This window comes from Rhizobium alarense, assembly GCF_021555155.1.
Lineage (GTDB): Bacteria > Pseudomonadota > Alphaproteobacteria > Rhizobiales > Rhizobiaceae > Rhizobium_D > Rhizobium_D alarense.
Genome location: NZ_JAKGBU010000012.1, coordinates 39237 through 62108, shown reverse-complemented (window position 1 = coordinate 62108; position 22872 = coordinate 39237). Strand labels below are relative to the sequence as shown.

The window sequence follows — 22872 nt, the reverse complement described above, 5'->3', positions numbered from 1 at the left end:
GTTCTTCCGTTCCGGTGCCTGCCGCGATCAGCGCGGGCCGCTGCCGAAGGCGTTCTGGATGAGCTGGTTCGGGTTCGCCCCGCCGCGCAGCAGCTGGCCGAGGAAGGTGAGCTCGACGCCGCCGGTCGGCGTGGTGCGCGAGATCATGTCGAAGACGATGCCGTCCTTCAGCTGGTAGTTCGCCAGTCGGCCGACATTGCCGTCCGCATCGAAATAGACGGCGAGGATGTTCTGTTCGACGAGCCGCGGCTTCATGAAGGCGACGGGCCGCGTGCGCTTCTGCGAGATGTAGTAGAAGACCTCGTTGTCGAAGGTGGCGGTCGTCGACGGCGAGCCGAGCGACAGGAGCACCTGCTCGCGCGACGAGCCGACCGGCGCGAGCGCCAGCGTCTGCTGGTCGACGACGTAACCCTGGTTGAGGACTTCGCCGGTCTGGCAGCCGGCAAGGACGGCGGAGGAAAGGGTGATGGCGATGGCGGCGTTACGCAACAGATTCATGTCAGTCCTGAAATACCGTCTCTTCAACGACATCCCCCCAGAGATTATGTAGGCCCGGCAGCCATTGCAATTCGTGCATGCTTCGGTAAACCAGCTTCCCTTGTCATGCAACAAGACAGCGCCGACGCGCATCCCTTGAATCAGCCAAAACTGGGCTTAATGATGATTTTCGGTCTGTTCAGGAAAAAAAACACCAACCGGCGGATCGTCGAAGCCCAGTATGCCCTGCTGACCGCCGCCGCGCGCCAGCCGGCGCTCTATGCCGATCTCGGCGTGCCGGACACCGTGATGGGGCGTTTCGAGATGCTGTCGGCCGTGCTCATCCTCTATTTCCGCCGCACGCGCCGGTCCGCGACGTCCGGTCAGGAGATTGCCCAGGAGATCGTCGACGCCTTCTTCGAGGATGTCGACCACTCGATTCGCGAGCTCGGCGTCGGCGATGTCAGCGTGCCGAAGCGCATGAAGAAGTTCGCCGGCATGTTCTACGGCAGGCTGGAATCCTACGCCGCGGCGCTCGACGCGGCGGACCGGACGGCCCTCGCGGCAGCGCTGCGGCGCAACTGCTATCCGCAGGCGGCGGATGCGCCGTCGCTGGATGGGCTGGCGTCCTATCTCTTCGACGCGGAAGCGGCGCTTGCCGCCGTCGGCGAGGATGTGGTCGAGGTCGGGCGGCTCCGCCTGCCGCCGGCCTCCGCCGGCTGAACCAACCTTTGAGGAGTTTTCAATGTCCGTCGCAGACGCGCCGTTTTCCTACCCGGTCAAGGTGGGGCATATTTCCCCCAATCCGGTTCAGGTCCGCCTCTCGGCCGACGAGAGGGAACGCGCCGGCCTGGCGCGGCTCTGGGACGTGCTGGCGGTGCAGGCCTTCTCCGCCGAGCTCGAGATCCGCCGCTGGAAGAAGGACGGCGTGCGGCTCAAGGGCAGCGTGCAGGCCCGCATCGTACAGGCCTGCGTCGTCACTCTCGAGCCGGTGGAGGCGGTGATCGACGAGTCGATCGACGCGATCTTCGTTCCGGAAGGCTCCAAGCTCGCCCGCATGGCGACCGGCGAGGGCGGCGAGATGCTGCTCGATCCCGACGGGCCGGACGCCCCCGAGATCTTTTCCGGCGATACGATCGACGCCGGCGCTGCGGCCGCCGAACACGCGGCGCTTGCCATCGATCCCTATCCGCGCAGGGACGGCGTCGCCTTCGAGGCGCATGTGGAAAGCACGGCGGCCGAGGATCGCAGGCCGTCGCCCTTCGCCGTGCTGAAGGATTTCAAAAAGGACTGAACCGCAGCGGGGCCGCACGACAAACCAGTTGTCACCCCGACGAAAAGCGGTATTTTGACGCAAATTCCGCCCCCGGGCCGGAAAACAAGGACAAGACACGCGTGGTCAGAATTTCCATTGATGTGATGGGTGGCGACTTCGGCCCGAAAGTCGTCATCCCGGGTGCCGCCAAGGCGCTCGAACGTCATCCAGACACCCGCTTCGTGCTTTTCGGCATAGAACAGGACTGCGCGCCGCTTCTGGAGAAATATCCGAAGCTCAAGGCCGCCAGCACGTTCCGTCATTGCGACGTCGCGGTCGGCATGGACGAGAAGCCGAGCCAGGCCCTGCGCCGCGGGCGCGGCAAATCCTCCATGTGGCTGGCGATCGACGCGGTCGCCAAGGGCGAGGCGGATGTCGCGGTCTCGGCCGGCAATACCGGCGCGCTGATGGCCATGGCGAAATTCTGCCTGCGCATGATGGCCAATATCGAACGTCCGGCGATCGCCGGCATCTGGCCGACCCTCAAGGGGGAAAGCATCGTGCTCGACATCGGCGCGACGATCGGCGCCGACGCCAACCAGCTCTTCGACTTCGCGCTGATGGGCGGCGCCATGGCGCGCGCCCTCTTCGAGATCGACCGTCCGACGGTCGGCCTGCTCAATGTCGGCGTCGAGGAGATCAAGGGGCAGGAAGAGGTCAAGGCCGCCGGCCAGCTCATCCGCGAGGCCAATGTCGACACGATCGACTATATCGGCTTCGTCGAGGGCGACGACATCGGCCGCGGCACGGCCGACGTGGTGGTGACGGAAGGCTTTTCGGGCAATATCGCGCTCAAGGCCGCCGAGGGCACCGCCCGGCAGATCGCCGAATATCTGCGTGCCGCCATGTCGCGCACCTGGCTCGCCAGGCTCGGCTATATCCTGGCGAAAAGCGCCTTCGACCGGGTGCGCGAGAAGATGGATCCGCGCAAGGTGAACGGCGGCGTCTTCCTCGGCCTGAACGGCGTCGTCATCAAGAGCCACGGCGGAACCGACGCCGAGGGCTTCGCCGCGGCGGTCGACGTCGGCTACGACATGGTCCGCAACGGCCTCAAGCAAAAAATCGAAAACGATCTTAAGAAGTATCATGCCGAGAGCCCCGTCCAGAACGTGGTGAAGAGCGTGAGCGACGGGGTGTAAGTCAATGATCCGTTCTGTTGTCCGGGGTTTCGGGGCGTCTCTCCCGAAACGGGTGCTCACCAATGGCGAACTCGAAAGCATGGTCGACACGTCCGACGAGTGGATCGTGCAGCGCACCGGCATCCGCCAGCGCCACATCGCCGGCGAGGGCGAGACGACCGCATCGCTCGGCGAGGCGGCGGCACGCGCCGCGCTCGACAGGGCCGGCCTGACCGCCGCCGACATCGACCTCATCATCGTCGCGACCTCGACGCCGGACAACACGTTTCCGGCCGTTGCCGTCGACATCCAGAACCGCATCGGCATGCACCACGGCTTCGCCTTCGACGTGCAGGCCGTCTGTTCCGGCTTCGTCTATGCGGTGGCGACGGCGGATGCCTATATCCGCGGCGGCATCGCGCGTCGGGTGCTGGTGATCGGCGCGGAGACCTTCTCGCGCATTCTCGACTGGACCGACCGCACGACCTGCGTGCTGTTCGGCGACGGCGCCGGCGCCGTCGTTCTGGAGGGCGTGGAAGGGGCCGGCACGACGGCCGACCGCGGCGTGCTGACGGCGCAACTCCGTTCCGACGGCGCGCACCGCGACAAGCTCTATGTCGACGGCGGACCGTCCTCGACGGGAACGGTCGGCCACCTGCGCATGGAGGGCCGCGAGGTCTTCAAGCACGCGGTCGGCATGATCACCGACGTCATCGAGGCGACCTTCGGCGCGACCGGCATGACGGCGGACGACATCGACTGGATGGTGCCGCACCAGGCCAACAAGCGCATCATCGACGGCTCCGCGAGGAAGCTCGGCATTCCGCTCGACAAGGTCGTCGTCACGGTCGACCTGCACGGCAACACCTCGGCCGCCTCCATTCCGCTGGCACTCGCGGCTGCGGCCGCGGACGGACGCATCAAGGAGGGCGACCTCGTGCTGCTCGAGGCGATGGGCGGCGGCTTCACCTGGGGCGCGGTCCTGCTGCGCTGGTGAGCGTGGCGGACGCAAGAGGTGAGCGGGCCGCTTGACCCCCGCCCTCAAGGGCAATACTCTTCGCCGATAAGCAAACGCTTTCAATAAGAAAACGGTGGAAGAAGATGAGCGGCAAGACAGTGACACGCGCAGACTTGGCCGAATCCGTTTTTCGCAAGGTCGGGCTTTCCCGCACCGAATCGGCCGAGCTTGTGGAGACCGTCATCGACGAGATCTGCAATGCCATCGTCCGGGGCGAAAGCGTCAAGCTGTCCTCCTTCGCGACATTCCAGGTGCGCGACAAGAACGAGCGCATCGGCCGCAATCCGAAGACCGGCGAGGAGGTTCCGATCTCGCCGCGCCGCGTCATGACCTTCAAGGCTTCGAACGTCTTGAAACAGCGTGTGCTGAAGGCCCATCTCGCCCGCAGGGCGAAGCTGAAGCCGCAATCGCCCGCATCTTGAGCGAAAACGGTTCATGAATCGGCCAGCCCGCGCTTTAGAACTTGAACCGGCGCCGACAACCCGCTGAAATACATGCGATTCGTCCCATCCCCGGATGGGCACCTGCGTATCGGTGAGGTTCATGGACAAAAGTCCCGACGCGTTCCGCACGATCAGCGAGGTCGCTGACGATCTCGACCTGCCGCAGCACGTGCTGCGCTTCTGGGAGACTCGATTCTCGCAGATCAAGCCGATGAAGCGCGGCGGCGGCCGGCGCTACTACCGGCCGGAGGACGTGGATCTCCTGAAGGGAATCCGCCACCTGCTCTACGATCACGGCTACACGATCAAGGGCGTGCAGAAGCTCCTGAAGAACAACGGCAACAAGTTCGTCGCGGCGATCGCGAGCGGCGACCTCGCGACCGTCGAGGCCTTGGCGGCGGCGAGCCACGAGGAGCCGCAGGCGCCGAAGACGGCGGACGACGACCAGATCGTCGGCCGGCCCAAGCCGCCCGTCAGCCGCCGCTTCTTCTCGTTTGTCGGCGGCACCGACGACACGCCGGAAATCTCCGTCGGCAGGAGCAGCGTCGGCAAGGAAGACCGCGCGCTGCTGCAGGAGGCGCTCTACGATCTGCTGGAATGCAAGCGGCTGCTCGACCAGGTGCGGTGAGGGCGCCCCGGCGGAGTGCCGGGAAGGGGTGACAGGCGACCGTCGCTGCATCTGCGCGCCGCTCGTTCCTTTTTCAGTTCGCGCCGCAATTTCCCGCTTGCATCGCAACCGTCGAGACTATAGGGCTTTTTCCGGTTCGGAGCGTAGCGCAGCCCGGTAGCGCACTTGACTGGGGGTCAAGGGGTCGTGGGTTCGAATCCCGCCGCTCCGACCATTTTTCCCTTTTCCCCAACATCTTGTCGCGGTGTGGCCGTGGCCCTGCCCGGGCATGGGCGCCGCGCTGCCGCCGCCTCCGGAACCATCGCCGCAGGCGCCCGTTCTCCCTTCGACACTGTCCGAGAAACGGGAGATCGATATGCCGGCGAACCTTCAGGACAAGAGCTCCACCGAAACGCCGCGCGGTCCGCCGGCGACGCCGGGCGTGCCGGATCGCGGCCGGGAGAAGCCGCCCGAGCCGCCGGTCAGGAAGCCGGACGACAACAAGAATCCGAACGACCCGGCGCTGGATCCGGCCCTGCTGCCGATCGGCGATCCCGCCGGGATGGCGTGACCCGCCGTTTTGCAGCTTCGCCGCATGGTGGCCGGACCGACCCGGAATGCGGCCGCCAGTCTCAGGCGCCGACGTAGTGCCGCTCGCGCAGCACGCTCCGGTAGACCGCTTCGGTCTCCAGGACCATGCGGGCGATTCCGAAATCGCCGCTCTGCGCGAGGGCGGCCTCGGTGTAGCGGGCGAGGCGGGCGGCGTCGCTGACGCGCAACATGCCGGCTGCGAGCTGGCGCGGGTCGTCGACATTGGCGACCAGCACGCCGTTGCGGCCGTCCTTCAGCACCGTCGCAGCGCCGCCGACCTCCGTCAGGATCAGCGGCTTACCGGCCGCCGCGGCCTCGAGCATCACATAGGACATCGCCTCGTAGCGGCTCGGCAGCACGACCGCATCAATGGCATCCATCGCGAGCGGACCCGGCACCTCGCCCGTCAGGCGGATGCGGTCCGGCGCGGCGGAACGGGCGATTTCGCCGCGCACCATCGCTTCCAGTTCGCCGCGTCCGACCATCAACAGATAGGCCTGCGGCAGCTTGGCCGCGGCGAGCGAGAAGGCGCGCACGAGGCGCTCGGGCGCCTTCTGGTGCGACAGGCGGCCGACGAAGCCGAAGACGAGCGCATCGTCGGGAATGCCGAGCCGCTCGCGCAATGCGTGCCGGCTGCCGGTCGGCGGCGGCGTCACCCCGTTGACGACGATCGACAGGCGGTTGCGCGGCATGGAGAGCCCCCGGGCATGGGCATATTCGTCGGCCGAGACGCAGATGATCTGGTCGGTGAGAAAGCGGGCCAGGAATCGCTCGATGCCGCCGTAGACAATGTGCCCGACCCTAGAGAGGGTCGGATCCATGGTGCGGAAGGCATGCGGCGTATAGATCCGCGGAACGTGGCGGCCGGGGAGCCGGAGGCGCGTCAGCGCGCCGGCCTTGGAGCTGTGGCCGTGAATGACGTCGAAGGGACCGTGCTGGCGGGCGAGGCGGGCGAGCGCCGCATGGGCGGCGAAGTCCGACGGGCCGGGCGCGCGCGCCATGGGCACCGCATGCACGGCGGCAAGGCCGATCGCCATCAGCTCGTCGAGGAAGGACTGCTCGGCGCGGACCGGCGAGTAGACGGCGTGCACCTGATGGCCACGCCCGGTGAGACCGCGGCAGAGATCGAGAAAGTGCCGTCCCGACCCGCCGCCGCTCGGCTCGAGCACCTGCAGGAGGCGCAGGCTGGTCTGGGATGCGCTCGAATGGAGGTTCATGGCCGTGCCGCCTGTTCGGCGCGGTAGGCCGCGCCGTGGCGGTGTTCCAGCGCGAAACAGCCCCAGAGCACGCCGGCGAGCAGGTAGAAATGCCGCCAGTGGTCGGTGTCGATGACGAAGCCGATCGCGCAGTGGCCGACGAAGACGATGAACGCAATCATCAGGAACGGCTGCCACGGCCGGTCGCGCAGCAGATAGGCGACGCCGTATTTCAGGGTGAGGAAGACGAAGATCAGGTAGGTGACGAAGCCGAGCCAGCCATAGGAGGTGAGCGACTTCAGCCAGATATTGTGTTCGTCCTCGGGAAACATCGAGCTGAACACCATCGGGCCGATGCCGAGCGGCTTCTCCATCGACATGAGGAAGCCGATGCGGTGCCGGTCGAAACGGCCGAGATGGCCGCCGTCATAGTCCTGCACGAGCTGCGTGCGGGCGCTGAAGAGGTCCGCCACCTTGTCGAACTGCAGCGCCACCACCACGGCCACCACCATCAGGCCGGCGGCGGCGATGCTGAGGGTGAGGATCTTCAGCCGGAAGGCGCCGGTGCGCTCCTTGAGCAGCATCACGAAGACGAGGGCGACGACGGAAAACAGATAGAGTGCCCAGGCCGCACGCGAAAAGGAGAGCAGGATCGCGAGCGACAGGACGAGCACGCCCGCGACCCTCAGCGGCGCGCCGAGCAGGCGACCGGCGAGCAGGCCGTGCATGAGGTAGAGCGCCGGCGCGATCAGGTACGGGCCGAAGACGTTCGGGTCCTGGAAGGCGCCCTTGGCGCGGTCGTAGAGCGTGAAGACCTCGCTGCCTGGAAAAGCATGGAAATAGCCGAGAATGCCGAGCATGCCGGTGATGAGCGCGCCGGCCACCCAGGCGCGGAAGATCAGGCCGAGGCGCTGCGGCCGATCCTCGATGATCGCCGCGAAGAAAACCGAGGAAAGCGCCAGGAACAGCGAGACCGCGACATACATCGGGCCGTCGCTGAGATCCGCCATGACGGTGAGCGACAGCATGCCGCCGATGTTGAAGAGCAGGAACAGCACGAGCAGCGGCGCGACATTGCGCGAGATGCGAAGGGCGAAGACCGCCCAGAGAGCGATCAGCCCCGCCATGAAGAGTTCGTAGGGTGCCGGCTCGCTGATGACGAATCCCGACAGGAACACACCGGCCGTGACGAGGGCGGAGCCCAGGATACGGAAGGTGGCGAGCGTCGGCCGGAAGGGCGGTGCTGCGCTTTCGGGAAAGGCCGCGTCGGTCAATAGGCGTTTTCCGTGTTGAGCAGCCGGAAGGGCGTCAGGAACAGGATCTTCAGGTCCAGCCAGAGCGACCAGTTCTCGATGTAGTAGAGGTCGAATTCGGTGCGGAAGCGGATCTTGTCGTCATGGTCGATCTCGCCACGCCAGCCGTTGATCTGCGCCCAGCCGGTGACGCCCGGCTTGACCCGGTGGCGGGCGAAGTAGCCCTCGACGACATCGACATATTTGCGATTGTGCGACTGCGCCTGGATGGCGTGCGGCCGCGGTCCGACGAGCGACAGCTCGCCCTTCAGCACGTTGAAGATCTGCGGCAGTTCGTCGATCGAGGACTTGCGCAGGAAACGGCCGACCGGCGTCACGCGCGGATCGCGCTTCGTCACCGCCGCCTTGGCCGTCGGGTCCGACATGTGCGTGTACATCGAGCGGAACTTGTAGACGTCGATGATCTCGTTGTTGAAGCCGTGGCGCTTCTGCCGGAAGATGACCGGGCCCGGCGAGGTGACCTTGACCGCGAGCGCCGCCCCGATGAAAACCGGCCAGAGCAGCGCGAGCGCGATGAGGCTGAAGGTGATGTCGAAGGCGCGCTTGGCGACCGAGTCCCAGTCGGCGATCGGCTTGTCGAAGATCGCGAGCAGCGGCACGTTGCCGACCAGCGAATAGCTGCGCGGGCGGAACTTGAGGCCCTTGGCATGGGCGGCGAGCCGGATGTCGACGGGCAGCACCCAGAGCTTCTTCAGGAGCTGCAGGATGCGCGCTTCGGCCGAAAGCGGCAGCGAGATGATCAGCATGTCGATGCGGGCGAGGCGGGCGAATTCCACGAGTTCCGGAATGGTGCCGAGCTTCGGGTAGCCGGCGACGATGGAGGGCGAGCGGCGCTCGTCGCGGTCGTCGAAGATGCCGCAGATGCGGATGTCGTTTTCCGGCTGGCGCTCGAGTGCGCGGATCAGCTCCTTGGCGGCCTCGCCGCCGCCGACGATGACGGCGCGGCGCTCCATCGTGCCGTTGCGCGCCCAGAAGCGGATCGCGACGGCGATGAACTGCCGTTCGACCAGCAGGTAGAACATGCCGACGAGATACCACGAGGCGAACCAGACGCGCGAATAGACTTCCCCCGTCTTCACGAAGAAGATCACGAGGGCCATCAGCGCGAAGGCGATCGACCAGGCGGCGAGAATGCGCGGCGTCGAGTGCCAGGCGGAGCGCAGCGCCGGCACCTGGTAGGCATCCGCGAGCTGCAGCAGCAGCACGCCGATGGCCGAGCCGCCCGCCGTGACGCTGATGTAGAAGGCGACGACGTCGAGCGACGGCTCCACATAGAGGCTGCAGATGCCGTAGCCGACCGCGAACAGCGCCGCGAATTCCAGAAGCCGCAAGAGGCCGATGATCATCGTGGGGGAATAGGTGTCCTGGCGGAACTGAAGCGCGATCTGCTGGGCGAGCGGGTTGAGTTCTCCCAGTTTTGCGCCGTCCTCCTCGTCCTGCGTGCCTGCCGCGTCGATGGTCCGGATCCGGGAGACCTCCCGGCGGATGGCATCGGCGTCGAAGGCGTCGGGCTTGTCGATGTGGTTCATGGCGTGCTTCCGCGTTTCGACGATCGGTAGCACAAAGCCCCTAAGAAATGCCTTACGTGGCGTGAAGGGCGTGCGCCGCGCCGTGCCGATCCGGGGCGGGCGGCAGCAGGTCGCGGTAGAGCGCGAGCATGCGCCCGGCCATCGCCGTGGCCGAGAAATTCGCCTTGAAAACGTCCTTGTCCGGCAGCACGCGCCGGTGCCAGTCGTCCTCGGTCACCGCCGCCGCCATGATGGCGGCGATCGATTCCGCGTCGCCGGGTTCGGCGAGCGACACATTGTCCTTGCCGAGCACTTCGGGAATGCCGCCGACGCGGCTGGCGATCAGCGGCTTGCGCGCGGCGAGCGCCTCGAGCACGACATAGGGCATCGACTCCGCCCGCGAGGGGACGACGACGGCGCGCGTCATGGCGAAGGCGTCGCGCGCCTTCAGCGCCGGCAGCATGCCGATGCGCCGGCCGAGCCCGCGTTCCAGCATCATGCGCTCGTATTTGTCCTTGTCCGGTCCGTCGCCGATCATCAGGGCGGAGAGCGGCCGGCCGATCTTGCGCTCGGCGCGCGCGAAGGCATCGATGAACAGGTCCGGTCCCTTGAGGTCGCGCAGCATGCCGATATAGAGGAAGTCGACGGCATCCGGGCGGGCGTGCACGGCCTCGAACTCGCCGTCATGGATGCCGTTGTAGATGCGCTCGCTGCGGATGCGCGGGATGCCGATCTTGCGCGCATAGGTCTGGCGCTCGAAGTCGCAGACGAAGACCAGCGCATCGGTGAACCGCTCGAGCAGGCGCTCGGCGCGGAACACCGCCTGGCCGGCGACGGTCGCCCGCTCGTAGTGCAGGCTGCCGCCATGCGGAGAATAGAGGCGGGCTACGCGATACCTGTTGACCCGCAGGGCTGAGCCGATGATGCGGGCGATGGCGCCACCCTTGGCGCCGTGGCCGTGCAGGACATCCGGCTGCAAACTCCTGATTTCACGAAAACTTTCCCGGAAGGCCCGAAGATCACGCGGGCTTACGGAGCGCTGGATGGGCAGGCGGTGGAGCCCGAGCGACAGATAGGGCCTGATCTCGTCGAACAGCCTGTCCTCATAGGTTCCTCCCGTGGAACTGTCACAAAGAATGCCGACCTCGTGGCCGAGACGAGCATGGAATTCGGCGAGATCCCGCACATGGCGGAAGATGCCCCCGATCGGCGATCTGAAACAATGAAGGATGCGCAGCGGCTGGTCATCGGCCATGGGATCAGAAGAAGCGTTCGCGCACGTAGATCGTGTCGCCCGCCATGATCGGATCGGAGATCGAGACGCGCCCGGTTATGATCTTGCCGTTGATCTTGCGCGTCACGTCCACATTGGCCTGGTTGGCCCGCGGCGAGAAGCCGCCGGCGCTGGCAATCGCGTTCTGGACGGTCATGCCGGCGACGTAGCTGTACTGCCCCGCCTGGCCGACCTCGCCCATGATGAAGACCGAGCGGTAGCGATCGACCTCGATCGATACGTCCGGATCACGCAGGTAGCCCTGGCGCAGCTTGCCGGCGACGATGCTTTCGAGTTCCTGGATGGTCTGCCCGCGTGCCGGCACGGCGCCGATCAGCGGGAAGGCGATGTAGCCGGCCTGGTCGACCGAATAGGTGTTGCTGAGGCTCGCCTGCTCGAAGACGGTGATGCGCAGCCGGTCGCCGCTGTCCAGGCGGTAGGGCTGGATCGTCGCCTCGTGAAAGGCGCGCGGTGCCGGCCGGTAGCTGGTGCAGCCGGCGACAAGGGGCAAGAGGGCGGCCATCGCGATGATGGTTGTCGACTTGAGCGATGCGAAGGACATCCGCGGTTTCCGTTCCTGGAAGCTCAGATTGTTTGTCCTGTTATCGGTCCGTTAGGGTTAATGGCTGGTAAAAATACGTCGGCGACAATGCGGATTGTCGCCGTCGCCCCATCCGTGCAATCGCCGCGCGGTTAACGCTTGGGTTACCATGTTTGTTTAGGTTCGATGGAGATGGTGGCGCTGGAGTTGCGAGTATGTCGGACGGTTATCGCGGGCAGCAGGATGTCGATATAGATCTCGGCGGGCTCTTCCGTGCGATCTGGCGGAAGCGCCTGCGGGTGCTTCTTGCGACCGTTGCCGGCGCCGGCATCGCCTTTGCCGCTGCGAGCATCATCGCGCCCACCTACAAGAGCGAGACGCGCCTGCTGATCGAAACGCGCGAACCGACCTTCACCGTCTCCGACCGCAACACGACCATGGAGCCGCGCCCGGTCTTCGACGAACTCGGCATCGTCAGCCAGGTGCAGCTCCTGAAGTCGGCCGACCTCATCAAGCAGGTCGCGAAGAACCTCAAGCTGCACGAGCTCGAGGAGTTCGACCCGACGTCGAAGCCCTCGGCTCTCTCCGATCTGCTCGTTCTCCTCGGCCTGCGCAGCAATCCGCTTGAGCTCGCTCCGGAGGAGAGGGTGCTCAAGGAGTTCCTGGAAAAGCTCGCCGTCTACCAGGTGGAGAAGTCGCGCGTCGTCGGCATCGAGTTTACCTCGGAAGACCCGAAACTCGCCGCCGAGATTCCGAACGAGATGGCGAAGGTCTACCTGTCGCTGCAGTCGGGTGCCAAGCTCGACAGCAATTCGGAAGCGAGCCGCTGGCTGGAGCCCGAGATCGCCAACCTGCGCGAGAAGGTGCGGGAGGCGGAAGAGAAGGTCGCCCAGTACCGGGCCTCCTCCGACCTGCTGCCGACGGGCGAGAACGCGACCTTCGCGGTCAAGCAGCTGAACGACATTTCCACCGAGCTCGCCCGCGTGCGCGCCGAGAAGGCGGCCGCCGAGGCGCGCGCCGAAAATGTCCGCACGGCGCTCAAGAGCGGCAGCGCCGTCGACGCATTGTCCTCGGTGGTCGGCTCGACGATGATCCAGCGGCTGAAAGAGAGCGAATCGCAGATCCAGGGGCAGATCTCCGACCTTTCCACCAGCATGCTCGAGGGACATCCGCGGCTGAAGGGCCTGCGGTCCCAGCTCACGGGCATCCGCGAACAGATCCGTGCCGAGACGTCGAAGATCCTGTCAAGCCTCGAGAGCGAGGCCGATATCGCGCGCCTGCGGGAGCAGCAGCTCGTGCAGCAATTGAACACCGTCAAGGCGGATTCGGCGCGCGCCGGCGAGGACGAGGTCGGCCTGAAGGCGCTCGAACGGGAGGCGACGGCCCAGCGCCAGCTCCTTGAAACCTATCTCGCGCGCTACCGCGAGGCGACCTCGCGCACCGACAGCGGCTCGACGCCGGCCGACGCCCGCGTCATTTCCGCCGCCGTCGAGCCGACGGAGGTGGCCTTCCCGAAGGTTCTGCCGATCACGCTGGTCGGCGGCGCGGCGGGCTTCCTTCTGTCCGTCATCACCATCCTGCTCGCCGAACTCTTCACCGGGCGGGCGCTGACACCGGTCGGGCATCAGGCCGCGGCACCGTCCGTGCGCCGCCGCGACGACGAGATGGCGGTGCCGGCGCACGCGCGGCAGCCGATGGAGACCCTGCACGGCCTCGTGCGCGCCAGGCCGGCGCGCTCCGCCTCGCTGCTCAGCCACCTGGAGGACGATCCGGACGAACAGGCCGTCGACGCGCCGCCGCCGGCCGACGAAGACGACGGCTTCTCGGTCGCGGCCGTGGCCGAGCATATCGTCGAGGACAATGTGTCCGTTTCGCTCGCCGTCTCGCCGTCCGGCGATGCCGGATCGACGGCGACGGTGGCGCTTGCCCGGATGGTCGCGGCCGAGGGCCGCCGGACCGTGCTGATCGACCTGACCGGTTCGGCCTGCCCGACGCGGCTGATGGCGGAATCCCTGCGCCTGCCGGGCATCACGGACCTGCTCGTCGGCGACGTGGCCTTTGCCGACATCATCCACGGCGACCAGCATTCAGACGCCCATATCATCCCGCGCGGCAATGCCAACATCAAGCGCGCCATGCGCGGCATCGACCGGCTGGCGATGATCGTCGAGGCGCTGTCGGACGCCTATGACGCGGTGATCCTCGAATGCGGGCCTGCGGACATCGACGGGGTGCGCCGGCTGACACGCGCGCGCGGTACGGAGATCATCCTGTCGCTGCCGGGCGCGGACGAACAGGAGGTCGTCGATCTGCTGATCGCCTTCGGCGCGGCGGGGTACTCGGAAATCGTGCTGATGACCGCCGATCGCGAGAAGTCGCGGCCGGCACCGGGACGGCGCGCTGCCTGAACCCTCAGGCCTTTTCGCCGTCCTCGGCCATGACGAATTCCGTCTTGCCCGAGCGCAGCCGCTGCAGCAGGGAATAAAGCTGCGGATTCTGCTTGATCGCCCGCTTGGCGCCGGCCTTGGCGCGGTGCAGGGCTGCGGCCGCGCTGCCGGCAAGCGTTGCCGGCCAGAGCAGGTCGTGCTGCACCGTCTCGACGGTGCACCAGGACCGCTTGTAGGCCTGGTCGCCGATGCCGAAGTCGAAGAGCCGCACACCCTCGGCGCACAGCTTCTGGATGGCGAGGTGGAAAAGGAACTCGCCCGGGCTCGCATCCGCGGCGATGCTCTCGTCGATCGAACCGAACTGGCAGATGACGTGGTCGCCCTTGCGCGAGATGCCGGCGATCGCGATGATGCGGCCGTCATGTTCGCCCTTGAGGCGGATGGCGTGCAGCGCCAGCGGGTACTGTGCGGCTGCCGGCGGCGTCAGCGCGAGGGTGCGGAAGAAGGCCTGGGTATCGGCGCCGCGGAAGACGTTCGGCAGACCCATCGCGTCAAAGCGCACCGCCTTCTGGCGGAAGAACTGCGCGAGCACGGCCTCGATCTCGCCCGGTCCCGTGGCGACGACGTGTTCGTAGCCGCCGAGTGCCTCGAGGCGCCGTTCGGAGGAGCGGAACTTCTTGCGCCGGCGCTTGGCGTTGATCTGCGCCAGCGTGCGCTCGAAATCCTCGAAGAGAGGCAGCTGGAACGAGGCGTTCTGGTTGACGACGGAGGGCAGGTCCCGGAAGGGATGCGCCGCGCCGCGCCAGTCGAGCGGCACGTTTTCCAGCATGAACAGGTCGAAATAGCGTGCGAAGTCGCGCCGCGAGCGGTCGAACGCCTCACGCAGGCGCGGCGGCTCGGCGAGCGAACGAAAGTTTTCCGAATAAAGGCCGGTATTGATGTTGGAGAACGGCGCGGCGAGGAAGCGCGCGACGCGCACCGGCCCCTGGCGCTTGATCTCCAGCGGAAGGATGAGCTCGGTGCCGCCCGCCGAGACGCCCTCGACGATCAGCAGCTTGCAGTCGTGGCTTTCCGCCCAGGCGCGGCACCAGTCGAAGCTCTGATGGAGCGACAGGTCGTTGCCGGCCTCGAGCGCCCGCCAGTCCTGTTCGAGCGCATCCAGCCTGTCGTGAAGGCGGATCGACAGCGGCACGACGGAGACGGGGCGCCGGGTGTCGAGCACCACGTCGCGTGTCAGTTTCTGGATCACGTCGCGGTCCGCGGGCATGATCTGAAAGTCGAGCTGCATCGCACCCATGATACGATCTCCGAATTCTTGCGGGCGGCCGGATTGCCGCGTGTTCCAAGACTAGGGAGTTGGCTTGCAGAAATGGTTTAAATCCAGTAGCGGGCCCGTCCGGCCCCGCAAATAATCGGCGGCGCGGTTAGCAATTCCATAACGAACGGCGCGAAATGCCGCCGACCACGCCGCAAGGAGCGCGGCGCGGTCAGATCCAGCCCGTCGCAAGCGCACGTGCCCATTCGTCACGGCCGCGTTCCGCCGCGAGCCGGGCCATGGCGCGGTGATCGTAGGCCACGGAGATGAGCGCGACGGTCCAGCCGGCCCCGCCCTTGTCGATGATGGCGTAGCGCGCATCCGGCGAGCCGGTCTCGACGGCGTGGAAGACGGGTTCGTCGTCCGTGTAGCCGGGGCAGCCGACGCTGCCCGGATTGACCAGCAGCCTGCCGTCGCCGAGGCGAAGGGCGCGGGGGACGTGGCTGTGCCCGCACAGCAGGACGGGATGCTCCAGCCCTTCGGCGTGCCGTTCGATCAGGTCGGGACGCCCGAGCGTGATCCGGCCGTCGGCGGACAGCGCCTCCAGCCAGTAGGTCGCGTCGTCGGTGGGCGTCGCATGGCAGAGGAAGAGGTCGCCGACGACCCGGGTTCCGGGCAGGCTTTCGAGCCAGGTCCTGTGCCGGTCGGACAACTGGTCATGGGCGCAGCGATCCGACAGCCCCATCGTCTCGGGCGCCTGTTCGATCAGGTAGCGGTCATGGTTGCCCCGGACGCCCGGAATGCCGCGCGCCATCAGCAGGTCGGCGGTGCGCGCCGCATTGAGCGGACCGCTGAGGTTGTCGCCGAGATTGACGATGTCGCGGATGCCGCGCCGGTCGATGTCGGCGAGCACCGCCTCGAGCGCGAGGTCGTTTCCGTGGATGTCGGCGATGACGGCGATCTGCATGGCGGTCCTATTCGTCCTTCGGCCGCGGCGGGCCTTCCATCCATTTGATGAGCAGCATGGCCGGCAGGATCCAGAGAAGGCCGCTGAAGAGGAAATAGAGGAGATGCACCCACCAGGGCGAGGCGCCGAGATAGGCCGAGGCAATGGTGGTCGCCACCAGCGCGTAGACGAGGACGAGGACGATGATCAGCACGGTGCCGATCAGCTTTCTGAGGCGAGGGGGCATCAGCGGTCTTTCGGTGGAACGGCGGCGGCGCGCGAAGGCGCGACCGCATGCCGCAAAGGATCTGCCCTTGTTTTGCACAGGCTGCTGGGGCAAATCAACGCCGAGCATCGAGGAACCGCCATGACAGCCGCCCGGACGACCCTGATCGAGCACCGCCTGCAATCCGACATCGGCCGGATCGACGCCAATCGGCGTCTGGTGCGCGGCTGGCTCGCGGTGGTGCTTTTCGTGCTTTTCGCGCTGGTGCTCGTCGGCGGCGCGACGCGGCTGACCGAATCCGGCCTCTCCATCACCGAGTGGAAGCCGATCCACGGCGTCATCCCGCCGCTGACGGCAGCGGAATGGGACGAGGAATTCGCGCTTTACCGGCGCATTCCGCAATACGAGCAATTGAACAGCGGCATGACGGTCGAGGCGTTCAAGACGATCTTCTGGTGGGAATGGGCGCACCGGCTGATTGCCCGCTCGATCGGCATCGTCTTCGCGCTGCCGCTCGCCGTCTTCTGGCTGACGGGACGCATCGAGCGGCGCATCCGCTGGCCGCTCGCCGGACTGCTGGCGCTCGGCGGCTTCCAGGGCTTCATCGGCTGGTGGATGGTGTCCTCCGGCCTGGCCGACCGCGTCTCGGTCAGCCAGTACCGGCTGGCGACGCATCTGACCATCGCCTGCCTCATCTTCGCCGGCACGGTGTGGATCATGCGCGGCCTGTCGCCGCACAGCAGCGATGCGGCGCCGACCGAAGGTTCGCGCCGCATGGCGGGCATCATCGCGGCGATGGCGGTGTTCCAGATCTATCTCGGCGCGCTCGTCGCCGGCCTCGACGCCGGGCTTTCCTACAACACCTGGCCGCTGATGGACGGTGCCGTCGTGCCGGGCGGGCTCTTCGTGCAGCAGCCCTGGTGGATCAACCTCTTCGAGAACCCGAAGACCGTGCAGTTCGTGCACCGGCTCGGCGCCTACCTGCTCTTCGCGCTGGTGCTCGCCCACATGGTCGCCGCGCTCCGCGCCGCACCCGAGACGACCCATGCACGCCGCACCGTGCTGCTCTTCGGCCTCGTCTGTCTGCAGGCGGCGATCGGCATCATGACGCTCGTCCTCCAGATGCCGCTCTCCTGGGCGCTGGCGCACCAGGGCGGCGCACTCGTCGTGCTCGGCTTCGCCGTCGCCCACTGGCGCGGCTTCACCGGCGAATATCCGAAGCCGGTGCGCATCGAGGCGAGCGCGTAGCTTAGCGCAGCAGGGGATCGAGCAGCGGCATGCCGAGGACGGCGGAGGCGGCGATGAGCGCGAGGCAGATGCGGCGGAAGGTGCGGTCGGAGGCGTGGCCGAAGAGGCGGCTGCCGGCATAGAGGCCGGCGGCATAGAGCGGCGCCGCCACGAGCGTCAGCGCGAAGACCGGTCCCGAAAAGAGGCCGCCGGCGAGATAGCTGACGCCGCTCAGGATCGACGACAGCGCGAAATAGAGCACGACATTCGCCCGCACGGTGACGGCGCCGTTCTGCCCGCCGAGCCAGTAGGCGACGACCGGCGGGCCGCCGAGCTGCGCGGCGCCGCTGAAGAGACCGGCGATCCAGCCGACCGCGACGGTGAGCGGCCTGACCGGCGCGCCGTGATAGCGCCAGCCGGAGGCAAGCAGGACGAGGAGCGCGGCCGCGACGGCGGTGATCGCCCAGCGCAGTGCCACCGGATCGGCGACGGCGAGCGCCAGCGTGCCGAGCGGTACGCCGATGAGCGCGCCGAGCGTCATCGCGCCGACCTCCTGCCGGTTCGCGAGCCGGAAGGCCGGCGGCACCATGCCCGCCGTCATCACGAAATCCATGACGAGCAGCACGGGCGAGGCGGCCTTCGGCCCGACCGTCGCGGCGGCGATCGGGATGAAGATGAGCGCCGCGCCGAAGCCGGAAAACCCGCGGGCGAGCCCGGCGACGAAACCGGCGGCGATGAGAAGCGGCAGGCCGCTTTGCGGCAGCGCGGCGGCGACCAGCGCGAGCGCGTCGGCAATCGTTCCGCCAGCAGCCATATCGCGCGCCCTCCGGGTCCCGAACGGCCTCAGCCGTTCAGCATCAGGTCCATGTTCTGGACGGCGGCACCCGAGGCGCCCTTGCCGAGATTGTCGAGCAGGGCCACGAGGTTGACGTGGGCGGCGCCTGCCGTGCCGAAGACGAAGAGCTTCATGCGGTCGGTGTCGGCAAGCTCGACGGCATCGATGCGGGCGAGCTGGGCGCTGTCCTTGAGGGCGACGACCTCGACGACGTCCTGGCCGGCATAGTGGTCGGCCAGCGCCGCATGGATCGTGCCGAGCGAGGCATTGCCGGAGAGGTCGGCGAGATGGAGCGGCACCTGCACGATCATGCCCTGCGGGAACCGTCCGACGGAGGGCGAGAAGAGGGGCGTGCGCGAAAGGAGGCCGTGCGTCTGCATCTCCGGCACGTGCTTGTGCTTGAGCGTCAGCCCGTAGAGGAAGTGCGGCGCGTCGATATGCTCGGGATGGGCGGCGTCCTCCATCTGCGCGATCATCTGCTTGCCGCCGCCCGTATAGCCGGAGACGGCGTTGACCGTCACCGGATAGTCTTCCGGCAGAAGGCCAGCCATGCGCAGTGGCCGGATGAGGCCGATGGCGCCGGTCGGATAGCAGCCCGGATTGGCGACGCAGCGCGCGCCGGCGATCCTGCCGCGCTGCTCCGGATCCATCTCCGCGAAACCGTAGGCCCAGTCGGGGTGCACGCGGTGGGCGGTGGAGGTATCGATCAGGCGCACCGAATTGTTGCCGGCGACCATGGCGACGGCTTCCTTCGCCGCATCGTCCGGCAGGCAGAGGATGGCGACGTCGGCGCCGTTCAGCATGTCCTCGCGCAGCGCCGCGTTGCGCCGCTCGGCTTCGGGGATCGACAGCAGTTCGACATCGGTGCGGCCGGCCATGCGGGTGCGGATCTGCAGTCCGGTCGTGCCGTGTTCGCCATCGATGAAGATCTTCGGTCTCATGATTGTCCTGCTCCGTCAGGTGCTTCGCGCCGGGCGCGGAATCGGATTGTCAACGGACCCGATCCGTCCGGCCGCCGTCGTCTGCGCATATAGACCCCGTCTGTGACACTGGCAATCGCGCCGGCCGGGAAAACCGCCGCTCAGCGGCGTTCGGCGAGCCGTTCCGCGCGCAGCCCGAGCATGTACATGGCAATGGTCGAGGCGGCGATGGCCGTGATGTCGGCATGGTCGTAGGCGGGCGCCACCTCGACGACGTCGGAGCCGACGATCTGGAGAGCGCCGAGATGGCGCAGCACGGAGAGGATCCTGGCGCTCGAGGGACCGCCGGCGACGGGCGTTCCCGTGCCGGGCGCATAGGCCGGGTCCAGGCAGTCGATGTCGAAGGTGAGATAACAGGGGCGATCACCGACATGGCGGATGATCGTGTCGGCGATGGCGGCCGCGCTCATCTCCTCGACCTCGTAGCCGTAGAGGATGCGGATGTCGCAGTCCTCCGGCGCATGCGTCCGGATGCCCACCTGGATCGAGCATTCGGGATCGATCACCCCGTCGCGGACGGCGCGGCCGACGAAGGAGCCATGGTCGATGCGGCCCTTCTCGTCCGCCCAGGTATCCTGGTGCGCGTCGAACTGCACGAGCGCCAGCGGCCCGTGGACCGCCGCATGGGCCTTCAGGATCGGCCAGGTGACGAAATGGTCGCCGCCGAGCGTCAGCAGATAGGCACCGGACTTCAGGATCTTCGCGGTCTCGCGCTCGATCGTCGCCGGCGTCTTCCGGTGGTTGCCGTAGTCGAGCAGGCAGTCGCCGTAGTCGATGACCGCCATGTCGGCGAAGAGATCGCGCTCGAAGGGATATTGCGGGTCGTTGTCCATGATCGCCGAGGCGCGGCGGATCGCCTGCGGCCCGAAGCGCGCGCCCGGCCGGTTCGACGTCGCCGCGTCGAAGGGAATGCCCCAGACGACGGCATCGACATCCTTGAGGTTCTTCGTGAGGCGCCGCCGCATGAAGGAGAGGATACCCGCATGGGTCGGGTCCGAGGCGGCGCTCTTCAGCGTCCTTGCCGTGATTGCATGGTCGATGGTCCTGTTGGCCACGGGGCGGTTCCTCCAATCGCGTTTCCGCTGTTTCAGCAGAATGCGCGGCCGCCGGCAAGCCGCCGCCTGAAGCCGCGCCCGTGTGCTACAGCGGCGGCAGGCGCCGCGCCACGGACGTTCCCTTTATGACGGCGGTGCTGGTGACGGCGTGGTCCGAGAGCGCCTCCAGCACGTCGTCCATCTCCTCGATCGAGCGCACGACGAGCCGGGCGAGAAAGGGGTCGTCGCCGGTGATTTTGTCGCATTCGATGAACTGCGGCGTCTGCTGGATCAGCCGCTCGACGAGGTGCAGCTTGCCCGGCAGCGGCCGGATGCGCACCAGGGCGCGGATCGCGTAGCCGAGGGCGCGCGCATCGACGTCGAGCGCGAAGCCGCGGATGACGCCGGCGGATTCCAGCCGGCGCACGCGCTCCGAAACGCCCGGCGCCGACATGCCGACGATACGGGCAAGCTCGCTCATCGACAGCCGGGAATCGGCGTCCAGCGCCGCGAGAATGCGGGAATCCGTCGCGTCGATGGCCGGATTTCCATTCTGAAGGTCAGGTCGATTTCTTGGCGAAGACATCGAAAGAGAATAGCCGGTTCACTTTCGAAAATCCATGGAAAACGGCCGGAGCTCCCGCGATGATCGAAGATCACAGGAGCGATCCATGCCCATCGGTATTTTCTGCGGACTTCTCACCTGCGCCCTCTGGGGCCTCACCTTCGTCGCGCCCCGCGCCGTCGAGCCGTTCTCCGCCTGGGACCTGACGGTCGCGCGCTACGGCACCTTCGGCGCAGCCTCGCTGCTGTTGATGCTGCACCCGCGGTTCCGGCCCCGCGGACTGAGCCGTCGCCAATGGGCGGTTGGGCTTCTGCTCGGTGGAGCGGGCTATGTCGGCTATTTCGTCGCCGCCGCCAGCGCGGTCCGGTTCGCCGGCGCGGCGATCCCGCCGCTGGTGATCGGCACCATGCCGGTGGTGCTGGCGATCATCGCCAACCGGCGGGAGCGGACCGTCCCGTGGCGCCCGCTCGTCCCGCCGCTTGCGCTGATCGCCGGCGGCGTGGCGGTCGTCAACGCCTCTGCGCTCGTCTCGGTCGGGCCGGACGGCGGCGAGGCGATCGCCCTCGGTCTGGTGTCCGCCGTGGCGGCGCTCGCGATCTGGGTGACCTACGGACTCGCCAACGCCGCCGTCATGCGGACCGCTTCGGCACCCGACGGCCTGCACTGGACGGGTGTGCAGGGCATCGGCGCGGCAATCGGAAGCATCGCGCTGCTGCCACTGACGTCGCTCGCGTCGCCGCATCCCGCGGGATTGCCCGACATCGTGCCATTCGCGGTCTGGGCGCTCGTGATGGGGCTTGCGGGATCCTGGCTCGCCACCGCCTGCTGGGCGCTCGCCTCCGCGCGGCTGCCGCTCGCGCTCGCCGCCCAGCTCATCGTCGCCGAGACGGTCTTCGGGCTCGCCTACGGCTTCCTGTTCGAGGCACGGTGGCCGGTCGCCGCCGAGTGGCTCGGCGCGGCGCTGCAACTCGTCGGCGTCACCGTGGCGATCCGCCTGTTCGGCCGGCAAAGGCCGCCGGCCGTCAGGCTCGCAGCCGCCGGCGATGGCACGGCGGCGAGCCCCGTGGTTTCGTGAGGGCCGCCGCGCCGTCGTAAAGGTTCGTCCGGATTTACGACGCCTTCGCGGCGAAGGCGGGCGGGAAATCGCCGAGGGCCTTGGCCTCGCGGATGGCGGCGCCGATGTCGCGGTCATTGATCGCGTCGAGTTCGGCAAAGCTGTCGATGACGTAGTAGATCGGCTGCACGATGTCGATGCGGTAGGGCGTACGCAGCACGGTCATCAGGTCGAAGGGCCGGAACTCGCAGGCCTGTTCCACCATCGCCGCCCGCGTTTCGTTCGGCGAGGACACGATGCCGGCGCCGTAGCAGCGGCGTCCCTTCGCCGTGTTGATCAGGCCGAACTCCACGGTGAACCAGAAGATCCGGAAGAGGTGCCAGGAATAGTCCTTGCCGAGCGCCACCGCGTTTTCGCCGAAGCGCCGGACGAACCGGGCGTAGCTCGGATTGGTGAGCAGCGGGCAGTGGCCGAAGACCTCGTGGAAGATGTCCGGCTCCTCGATATAGTCGATATGCTCGCGCCGCCGGATGAAGGTGGCGAGCGGGAACTTGCCCTCGGAGAGCAGCTGGAAGAAGCGCGACGGGGCGATGAGCGCCGGCACGCCCTCGACGCCGAAGCCGGTGGCGCGGGCGAGCCTGTCGTTGACGTCCCTCAGCTGCGGCACCTTCGATGCGTTGAGGCCGAGCGTCCCGACGCCGTCGAGATAGTCGTCGCAGGCCTTGTCGGCGAGCAGCGCCATCTGGCGCGCATAGAGTTCGCCCCAGATGGCGTCCTCCTCGGCGGTGTAGGGATAGATCCCCGTCTCGTCCGGCAGTTTCGCGGTGTAGCTGTTTTCCTTCGCCATCGTCTCCTCCAGGCATCCGGACCGGCCCCCCGCCGGTCATCGTCAGATCGGGAAATTATAGTCGACGACGGCGGATGGACTTTTCATTCTTCAGGGTTGATGCTGCTATTTTGGGA

24 protein-coding genes and 1 tRNA gene are annotated in these 22872 nt (G+C 67.2%); 11 read left to right on the top strand and 14 right to left on the bottom strand.

Annotation, left to right across the window (positions count from 1 at the left end):
- Window positions 1–27 precede the first annotated feature (27 nt).
- Entirely contained in the window at window positions 28–531 is a 504-nt protein-coding gene (locus LXM94_RS05940; protein ID WP_235770239.1) for an outer membrane protein assembly factor BamE, read from the bottom strand.
- 129 nt (window positions 532–660) lie between these two features.
- Here LXM94_RS05940 and LXM94_RS05935 point away from each other — a divergent pair, with 129 nt between their 5' ends.
- The 8 genes from LXM94_RS05935 to LXM94_RS05900 all read left to right on the top strand — a co-directional run bounded on the left by LXM94_RS05935 (window position 661) and on the right by LXM94_RS05900 (window position 5549).
- Window positions 661–1200 (top strand): ubiquinol-cytochrome C chaperone family protein, encoded by a 540-nt coding sequence (locus LXM94_RS05935; RefSeq protein ID WP_235770254.1) that lies wholly within the window; start codon window positions 661–663, stop codon window positions 1198–1200.
- 22 nt (window positions 1201–1222) lie between these two features.
- Entirely contained in the window at window positions 1223–1771 is a 549-nt protein-coding gene (locus tag LXM94_RS05930; RefSeq protein ID WP_235770238.1) for a YceD family protein, read from the top strand.
- A gap of 101 nt (window positions 1772–1872) precedes the next feature.
- The gene (plsX, locus tag LXM94_RS05925; RefSeq protein ID WP_235770237.1) at window positions 1873–2931 is read left to right on the top strand and encodes a phosphate acyltransferase PlsX; all 1059 of its coding nucleotides are present in this window, start codon (window positions 1873–1875) and stop codon (window positions 2929–2931) included.
- Between the two features lie 4 nt (window positions 2932–2935).
- On the top strand, window positions 2936–3907 hold the full coding sequence (locus LXM94_RS05920) for a beta-ketoacyl-ACP synthase III (RefSeq protein ID WP_235770236.1): 972 nt from the start codon (window positions 2936–2938) through the stop codon (window positions 3905–3907).
- 104 nt (window positions 3908–4011) lie between these two features.
- Window positions 4012–4350: an integration host factor subunit alpha gene (locus tag LXM94_RS05915; RefSeq protein ID WP_235770235.1), complete on the top strand. Its 339-nt coding sequence runs from the start codon at window positions 4012–4014 to the stop codon at window positions 4348–4350.
- Between the two features lie 121 nt (window positions 4351–4471).
- Window positions 4472–4999, top strand: coding sequence for a MerR family transcriptional regulator (locus LXM94_RS05910; RefSeq protein ID WP_235770234.1), 528 nt, complete (start codon window positions 4472–4474; stop codon window positions 4997–4999).
- A gap of 137 nt (window positions 5000–5136) precedes the next feature.
- Window positions 5137–5213: transfer RNA gene (locus LXM94_RS05905), tRNA-Pro, on the top strand.
- Between the two features lie 141 nt (window positions 5214–5354).
- Entirely contained in the window at window positions 5355–5549 is a 195-nt protein-coding gene (locus LXM94_RS05900) for a hypothetical protein (protein ID WP_235770233.1), read from the top strand.
- Between the two features lie 61 nt (window positions 5550–5610).
- Here the strand turns inward: LXM94_RS05900 and LXM94_RS05895 are convergent, their stop codons facing one another.
- Genes LXM94_RS05895 through LXM94_RS05875 form a run of 5 tightly spaced genes read right to left on the bottom strand, consistent with a single transcriptional unit; the run spans window position 5611 to window position 11421 of the window.
- Window positions 5611–6786, bottom strand: a complete 1176-nt coding sequence (locus tag LXM94_RS05895) for a glycosyltransferase family 4 protein (protein WP_235770232.1) — start codon at window positions 6784–6786, stop codon at window positions 5611–5613.
- Complete coding sequence (locus LXM94_RS05890; protein ID WP_235770231.1) at window positions 6783–8039, bottom strand: O-antigen ligase family protein; 1257 nt, start codon at window positions 8037–8039, stop codon at window positions 6783–6785. Before LXM94_RS05890 ends, LXM94_RS05895 begins: the two co-directional genes overlap by 4 nt.
- The gene (locus LXM94_RS05885; RefSeq protein WP_235770230.1) at window positions 8036–9607 is read right to left on the bottom strand and encodes an undecaprenyl-phosphate glucose phosphotransferase; all 1572 of its coding nucleotides are present in this window, start codon (window positions 9605–9607) and stop codon (window positions 8036–8038) included. Before LXM94_RS05885 ends, LXM94_RS05890 begins: the two co-directional genes overlap by 4 nt.
- Window positions 9608–9659: 52 nt before the next feature.
- The gene (locus tag LXM94_RS05880) at window positions 9660–10841 is read right to left on the bottom strand and encodes a glycosyltransferase family 4 protein (protein WP_235770229.1); all 1182 of its coding nucleotides are present in this window, start codon (window positions 10839–10841) and stop codon (window positions 9660–9662) included.
- 4 nt (window positions 10842–10845) lie between these two features.
- Complete coding sequence (locus LXM94_RS05875) at window positions 10846–11421, bottom strand: polysaccharide biosynthesis/export family protein (RefSeq protein WP_235770228.1); 576 nt, start codon at window positions 11419–11421, stop codon at window positions 10846–10848.
- 194 nt (window positions 11422–11615) lie between these two features.
- Between LXM94_RS05875 and LXM94_RS05870 the strand changes: the two genes are divergently transcribed.
- Window positions 11616–13808: a GumC family protein gene (locus tag LXM94_RS05870; protein WP_235770227.1), complete on the top strand. Its 2193-nt coding sequence runs from the start codon at window positions 11616–11618 to the stop codon at window positions 13806–13808.
- A gap of 4 nt (window positions 13809–13812) precedes the next feature.
- On the opposite strand, the gene LXM94_RS05865 is transcribed toward LXM94_RS05870, so the two are convergent.
- The 3 genes from LXM94_RS05865 to LXM94_RS05855 all read right to left on the bottom strand — a co-directional run bounded on the left by LXM94_RS05865 (window position 13813) and on the right by LXM94_RS05855 (window position 16235).
- A complete protein-coding gene (locus LXM94_RS05865) occupies window positions 13813–15084 on the bottom strand; it encodes a GNAT family N-acetyltransferase (RefSeq protein WP_235770226.1) in 1272 nt (423 codons plus the stop codon).
- 190 nt (window positions 15085–15274) lie between these two features.
- Entirely contained in the window at window positions 15275–16009 is a 735-nt protein-coding gene (locus tag LXM94_RS05860; RefSeq protein WP_235770225.1) for a metallophosphoesterase family protein, read from the bottom strand.
- Between the two features lie 7 nt (window positions 16010–16016).
- Entirely contained in the window at window positions 16017–16235 is a 219-nt protein-coding gene (locus tag LXM94_RS05855; protein ID WP_235770224.1) for a DUF2842 domain-containing protein, read from the bottom strand.
- 120 nt (window positions 16236–16355) lie between these two features.
- On the opposite strand from LXM94_RS05855, the gene LXM94_RS05850 reads away from it, so the two are divergent.
- Window positions 16356–17462: a COX15/CtaA family protein gene (locus tag LXM94_RS05850; RefSeq protein WP_235770223.1), complete on the top strand. Its 1107-nt coding sequence runs from the start codon at window positions 16356–16358 to the stop codon at window positions 17460–17462.
- Between the two features lies 1 nt (window position 17463).
- On the opposite strand, the gene LXM94_RS05845 is transcribed toward LXM94_RS05850, so the two are convergent.
- The 4 genes from LXM94_RS05845 to LXM94_RS05830 all read right to left on the bottom strand — a co-directional run bounded on the left by LXM94_RS05845 (window position 17464) and on the right by LXM94_RS05830 (window position 20876).
- Window positions 17464–18255, bottom strand: a complete 792-nt coding sequence (locus LXM94_RS05845; protein ID WP_235770222.1) for a sulfite exporter TauE/SafE family protein — start codon at window positions 18253–18255, stop codon at window positions 17464–17466.
- A 29-nt stretch (window positions 18256–18284) separates the two neighbouring features.
- The gene (argC, locus tag LXM94_RS05840; RefSeq protein ID WP_235770221.1) at window positions 18285–19217 is read right to left on the bottom strand and encodes an N-acetyl-gamma-glutamyl-phosphate reductase; all 933 of its coding nucleotides are present in this window, start codon (window positions 19215–19217) and stop codon (window positions 18285–18287) included.
- A 140-nt stretch (window positions 19218–19357) separates the two neighbouring features.
- Window positions 19358–20311: an agmatinase gene (speB, locus tag LXM94_RS05835; RefSeq protein ID WP_235770220.1), complete on the bottom strand. Its 954-nt coding sequence runs from the start codon at window positions 20309–20311 to the stop codon at window positions 19358–19360.
- A gap of 85 nt (window positions 20312–20396) precedes the next feature.
- A complete protein-coding gene (locus LXM94_RS05830; RefSeq protein ID WP_235770219.1) occupies window positions 20397–20876 on the bottom strand; it encodes an Lrp/AsnC family transcriptional regulator in 480 nt (159 codons plus the stop codon).
- Window positions 20877–20961: 85 nt separating this feature from the next.
- On the opposite strand from LXM94_RS05830, the gene LXM94_RS05825 reads away from it, so the two are divergent.
- On the top strand, window positions 20962–21930 hold the full coding sequence (locus tag LXM94_RS05825; protein ID WP_235770218.1) for a DMT family transporter: 969 nt from the start codon (window positions 20962–20964) through the stop codon (window positions 21928–21930).
- A gap of 34 nt (window positions 21931–21964) precedes the next feature.
- On the opposite strand, the gene LXM94_RS05820 is transcribed toward LXM94_RS05825, so the two are convergent.
- On the bottom strand, window positions 21965–22756 hold the full coding sequence (locus tag LXM94_RS05820; RefSeq protein WP_235770217.1) for a phenylalanine 4-monooxygenase: 792 nt from the start codon (window positions 22754–22756) through the stop codon (window positions 21965–21967).
- Between the last annotated feature and the right edge of the window lie 116 nt (window positions 22757–22872).